The 4,202-nt window shown below is 60.9% G+C and carries 4 protein-coding genes; 1 reads left to right on the top strand and 3 read right to left on the bottom strand.

Annotated elements, in window-relative coordinates; all coding sequences use genetic code 11:
* Both Q0K09_RS10515 and Q0K09_RS10510 read right to left on the bottom strand, forming a co-directional pair.
* Positions 1–1,439: pyruvate, phosphate dikinase (locus Q0K09_RS10515; RefSeq protein WP_294476148.1), on the bottom strand; the 1,439-nt coding region annotated here is incomplete at its 3' end.
* A 395-nt stretch (positions 1,440–1,834) separates the two neighbouring features.
* The gene (locus Q0K09_RS10510) at positions 1,835–2,350 is read right to left on the bottom strand and encodes a cob(I)yrinic acid a,c-diamide adenosyltransferase (protein ID WP_294476146.1); all 516 of its coding nucleotides are present in this window, start codon (positions 2,348–2,350) and stop codon (positions 1,835–1,837) included.
* A 225-nt stretch (positions 2,351–2,575) separates the two neighbouring features.
* Between Q0K09_RS10510 and Q0K09_RS10505 the strand changes: the two genes are divergently transcribed.
* Entirely contained in the window at positions 2,576–3,628 is a 1,053-nt protein-coding gene (locus Q0K09_RS10505; protein ID WP_294476141.1) for a DUF975 family protein, read from the top strand.
* 61 nt (positions 3,629–3,689) lie between these two features.
* On the opposite strand, the gene tsaA is transcribed toward Q0K09_RS10505, so the two are convergent.
* A complete protein-coding gene (gene tsaA / locus Q0K09_RS10500) occupies positions 3,690–4,154 on the bottom strand; it encodes a tRNA (N6-threonylcarbamoyladenosine(37)-N6)-methyltransferase TrmO (RefSeq protein WP_294476138.1) in 465 nt (154 codons plus the stop codon).
* Positions 4,155–4,202: the final 48 nt, after the last annotated feature.

Raw genomic sequence — 4,202 nt, 5'->3', positions numbered from 1 at the left:
TTCTCATAGTCCACCACGATGTCGCCGCAGCCGGACACGCAGCAGGTGCCCATGCCGCGGGCCACCACGGCGGCGTGAGAGGTCATGCCGCCGCGGACGGTCAGGATGCCCTGAGCGACCTGCATGCCCTCGATATCCTCGGGAGAGGTCTCCAGACGGACCAGGACCACCTTCTCACCGCGGGCGTGCCACTCCTTGGCCTCCTCAGCGGTGAAGACAACGCGGCCGCAGGCGGCGCCGGGAGAGGCGGCCAGGCCCTTGCCCACAGCCTGGGCCTTCTTCAGGGCCTCGGCGTCAAAGGTGGGGTGCAGCAGGGCGTCCAGCTGCTTGGGCTCCACGCGGCAGACGGCTTCCTTCTCGTCGATCATGCCCTCGTCCACCAGGTCCACGGCCACCTTCAGGGCGGCGGCGGCGGTGCGCTTGCCGTTACGGGTCTGGAGCATGTACAGCTTACCGTTCTCAATGGTAAACTCCATGTCCTGCATATCCTTGTAGTGCTGCTCCAGGCGGTTGGCGATGTCGGCGAACTGGTCGTACACCTCGGGCATCTCCTCGTGGAGCTTGCTGATGGGAGAGGGAGTGCGCACGCCGGCCACCACGTCCTCGCCCTGGGCGTTGATGAGGTACTCGCCGAACAGAGCCTTCTCACCGGTGGCGGGGTTGCGGGTGAAGGCCACGCCGGTGCCGGAGTTGTTGCCGGAGTTGCCGAACACCATGGACTGGACGTTGACGGCGGTGCCCCAGTCGTAGGGGATCTCGTTCATGCGGCGGTACACATTGGCGCGGGGGTTGTCCCAGGAGCGGAACACGGCCTTGACGGCCTCCATCAGCTGGACCTTGGGATCCTGGGGGAAGTCCTCGCCCTTTTCCTTCTTGTAGAACTCCTTGAACAGGACGACCAGGTTCTTCATGTCGTCGGTGTCCAGCTCCACGTCCTGCTTGACGCCCTTCTTGGCCTTGACGTCGTCGATGATCTCCTCAAAGCGCTTCTTGGACAGCTCCATAACCACGTCGGAGAACATCTGGATGAACCGGCGGTAGGAGTCGTAGGCGAAGCGGGGGTTGTTGGTGAACTTGGCCAGGCCCTCCACCACCACGTCGTTCAGGCCCAGGTTCAGGATGGTATCCATCATGCCGGGCATGGAGGCGCGGGCGCCGGAGCGGACGGACACCAGCAGGGGGTTCTCAGGATCGGCAAACTTCTTGCCGCAGATCTCCTCCATCTTGCCCAGGTACTCGTAGATCTGAGCCTGGATGTCCTCGTTGATCTGACGGCCGTCATTATAATACTGAGTGCAGGCCTCGGTGGTAACGGTGAAGCCCTGGGGCACAGGCATGCCCAGATTGGTCATTTCGGCCAGGTTAGCGCCCTTGCCGCCCAGCAGCTCACGCATGGAGCCATTGCCCTCGGAAAAGAGATAGACGTACTTATGTGCCATGTATACTTCCTCCTTAGCGGGATGGGGATGCAAGCGTGGCGTCTGTCCTTCCTAAAGGGACGACAGTTTCTCTCCGGAAGACGCGCAGGCTGCCGCAGCCTGATTTCCCCTTAATGGAAATCATTATATCATTTTGTCAAAACTTTTCAAGGTTTCATTGTATAAATTATGCAATATTTTATCTGACCAAAAATTTACCCAGATTTTTTACTTTCAGAAATACATTATTTATGCATTTCTACCGTTTTCCTGTTTTTGTTATTGTGTAAAATGTTATTTTTATTTCTTTTTTACCCACTTTATTTGTACGGTTTTTTATTCCAGATTATCCACTTTTCCACCTTCAAGCGACAAAAAACGCGCCGAGTATCCGCCCGGCGCGTACAGTCTGTATATTACCATTCGATGCCCTTCCGGGCGGCCACACCCTTGTCAAAGGGGTGGCGGATTTTTTTCATCTCGGTGATGTAGTCGGCCCGCTCCACCAGGGCGGGGTCCGGGTTCCGGCCGGTGATAATGACCTCCAGGTCCTCCGGCACGCTGTCCAGAAGGCTGAGCACATCCTCCAGGGGCAGCAGCCCCTTGGCAACAGCGGCACAGCACTCGTCCAGCACCAGCAGACCCAGCTCCCCCTTCTCCACCACGGTCCGGGTCTGCTCCAGAAGGGCTTTCATCTGGGCGCCAAAGGCCACCTTCTCCGCCTCGTTCATCCGGAAGGTGAATTTCATCCGCTCGGGCACCTCCAGCAGCGTCACGCCGGGCACATGGGCAATGGCGGTCCGCTCGCCGCTGTCCCCGGTCTTGAGAAACTGGGTAATGAGCACCTTTCTCCCACGGCCCGCCGCCCGCAGGGCCAGACCAAAGGCACAGGTGGTCTTTCCCTTTCCGTCTCCGCAGTAGATATGAATCATGGCCGCTCCTCCTTGTTTTTTATCCGCCGGGCGCCGTCTGGAAGCACGGCCCGTTTTCCCGGAAAATATTTTAAAATCCCTCGGCTCCGCTGACGGGCCGCTGTTCTTTCAGCCCCACTATACCAGATTGTCCCTGCCGCCGCAACGGTGTTCTTTCCCGCCCGGTTTGCATTTCCCCGCCCGGTATGGTATGATGCACACATCTGAGAGAGGAGGAATCCGCTCATGTACAGTTATCATGCTCCCATATTCAGCCCGCCCGTGTTCTTCAACCGGAAAGACCTGAAGCGGGCCGCCAAAGAGGATATGCGCACCGCACGCCCCAGGGTGTGGAAGGTGACGCTGGTCTATCTGCTCCTCACCAGCGGACTCTTTCTCCTGCTCAACCTGCTGCTGGGCAGCTCGGTGCCCTATACCAGGGACCTGCTGACCGTTCTGTTTACCACTGACGACCCCCAGGTGCTGCTCAATGCCCTCAGTACTCCCTCCTCCCCTGCGGCGCTGCCTGTGTTCTTCCTTCAGGTGCTCCTCCAGCTCTATGCCGTTGTCATGGAGTTCGGCTACTATGGCTACACCCTGCGGCGCAGCCGTGGGGAGGATACCTCTTACGGAGACCTGCTGGGCGGCTTCGGCATGGCGGGCCGGGTCATTGTGATGAACCTGATTGTGCTGGCCTTCTCCCTGTGCTGGGCCTTCCTGGTGCTGGTGCCGCTCACCATGGCCGTCTCCTTCCTGCTGACCATGTTCCTCATGGGCTCCTACTTCTATGCTGCCTCCGCGGAACAGCTGGTGGGCCAGCTGCTGGTGCTCTATCCGGTGATTCTTGTGCTCTTCATCGCCGCCAGCCTGCTCATCCTGTTCCTCACCCTGCGGTATGCCTTCGCCCCCTTCTGCCTGGCAGACCGGCCTGACGACGGTCCCCTGGAGGCCGTGCGCCGCAGCCGCCGCCTGCTCTCCGGCCGCTACGGGGAGATTTTCAAGCTGGTCCTGTCCTTCATTGGGTGGAACATCCTGTCCGTGGTGCTCTCCGGACTGGTGTCCGGCGTGTGCGTGGGCGTGGGCTGCGTCCTCTTCCTGGGCTCCGGCAGCATGACCGCCCTCACCGTCGGCATTGTGGCCGGCGAGGTTCTGGCCTTTGTGCTGCCCCTGCCCTTCACCGTCTGGCTCACCGGGTACTACACCAGCACCCTGGCCCGGTACTACTGCGCCGTCTCCGACGCCCAGCCCCAGCCCGCCGACGGGCAGCAGATGCCCGGAAACAGCAATCTCCCCTTCTGATTGCCGTAACAAAAAAGGTCCGCCCTCATAGGGGCGGACCTTTTTTCTGCTCTTTGTGCGCTTACTCTCTCCTGGCTCTGGCCTCCTCATAGGTGTGGGGCCAGTCGGCATGCCAGTAGGGCTCTTCGGTCTCCATCACCCGGTCCAGGCCGGAGGAGTAGGGCTTGATGTCCAGCACCGGGGTGCCGTCCTCCGCGTCGCTCCAGTCCAGGGTGAGGATACCCTGCTCTCTGTCCACATTCAGAATACGGCCGGTGGACAGGGCGATGGGGTTGGGACGGCTGGGGGAACGGCTGGCAAAGACCCCCATGGGCCCCGGCGTCCCCCGGTGAGGCGGCCGTACCTGGAGGCGGCTCCGGTCCTCCGGGTTGTCCCGGCGGTCAAACCACCAGAGAATGTGGACATGGCTGTACAGCTCCAGGCCCAGCAGGCCGGGGGTATAGGCGGGTTCCAGCTCCACCCGGACCCCGTTTTCATCCTTCCGCAGCACCCCGATAGGCGTGATGTGCAGCGTCTTCTGCTCCATGCCGCCTCCTTACGCCCGGTAGAAGGTCTCGGGCAGCCGGTAGGCCGC

It is taken from the genome of uncultured Intestinimonas sp. (assembly GCF_944387725.1).
In the GTDB taxonomy this organism is placed as follows: domain Bacteria; phylum Bacillota; class Clostridia; order Oscillospirales; family Oscillospiraceae; genus Intestinimonas.
Note: the sequence above shows the minus strand (reverse complement) of the source record. Positions and strands in the feature narration are given on the sequence as shown.

Excerpts from the sequence above, each read along its gene's own strand:
- Q0K09_RS10510 (WP_294476146.1), bottom strand. The coding sequence starts at position 2,350 with ATGATTCATATCTACTGCGGAGACGGAAAGGGAAAGACCACCTGTGCC.
- Q0K09_RS10505 (WP_294476141.1), top strand. The coding sequence starts at position 2,576 with ATGTACAGTTATCATGCTCCCATATTCAGCCCGCCCGTGTTCTTCAAC.
- tsaA (WP_294476138.1), bottom strand. The coding sequence starts at position 4,154 with ATGGAGCAGAAGACGCTGCACATCACGCCTATCGGGGTGCTGCGGAAG.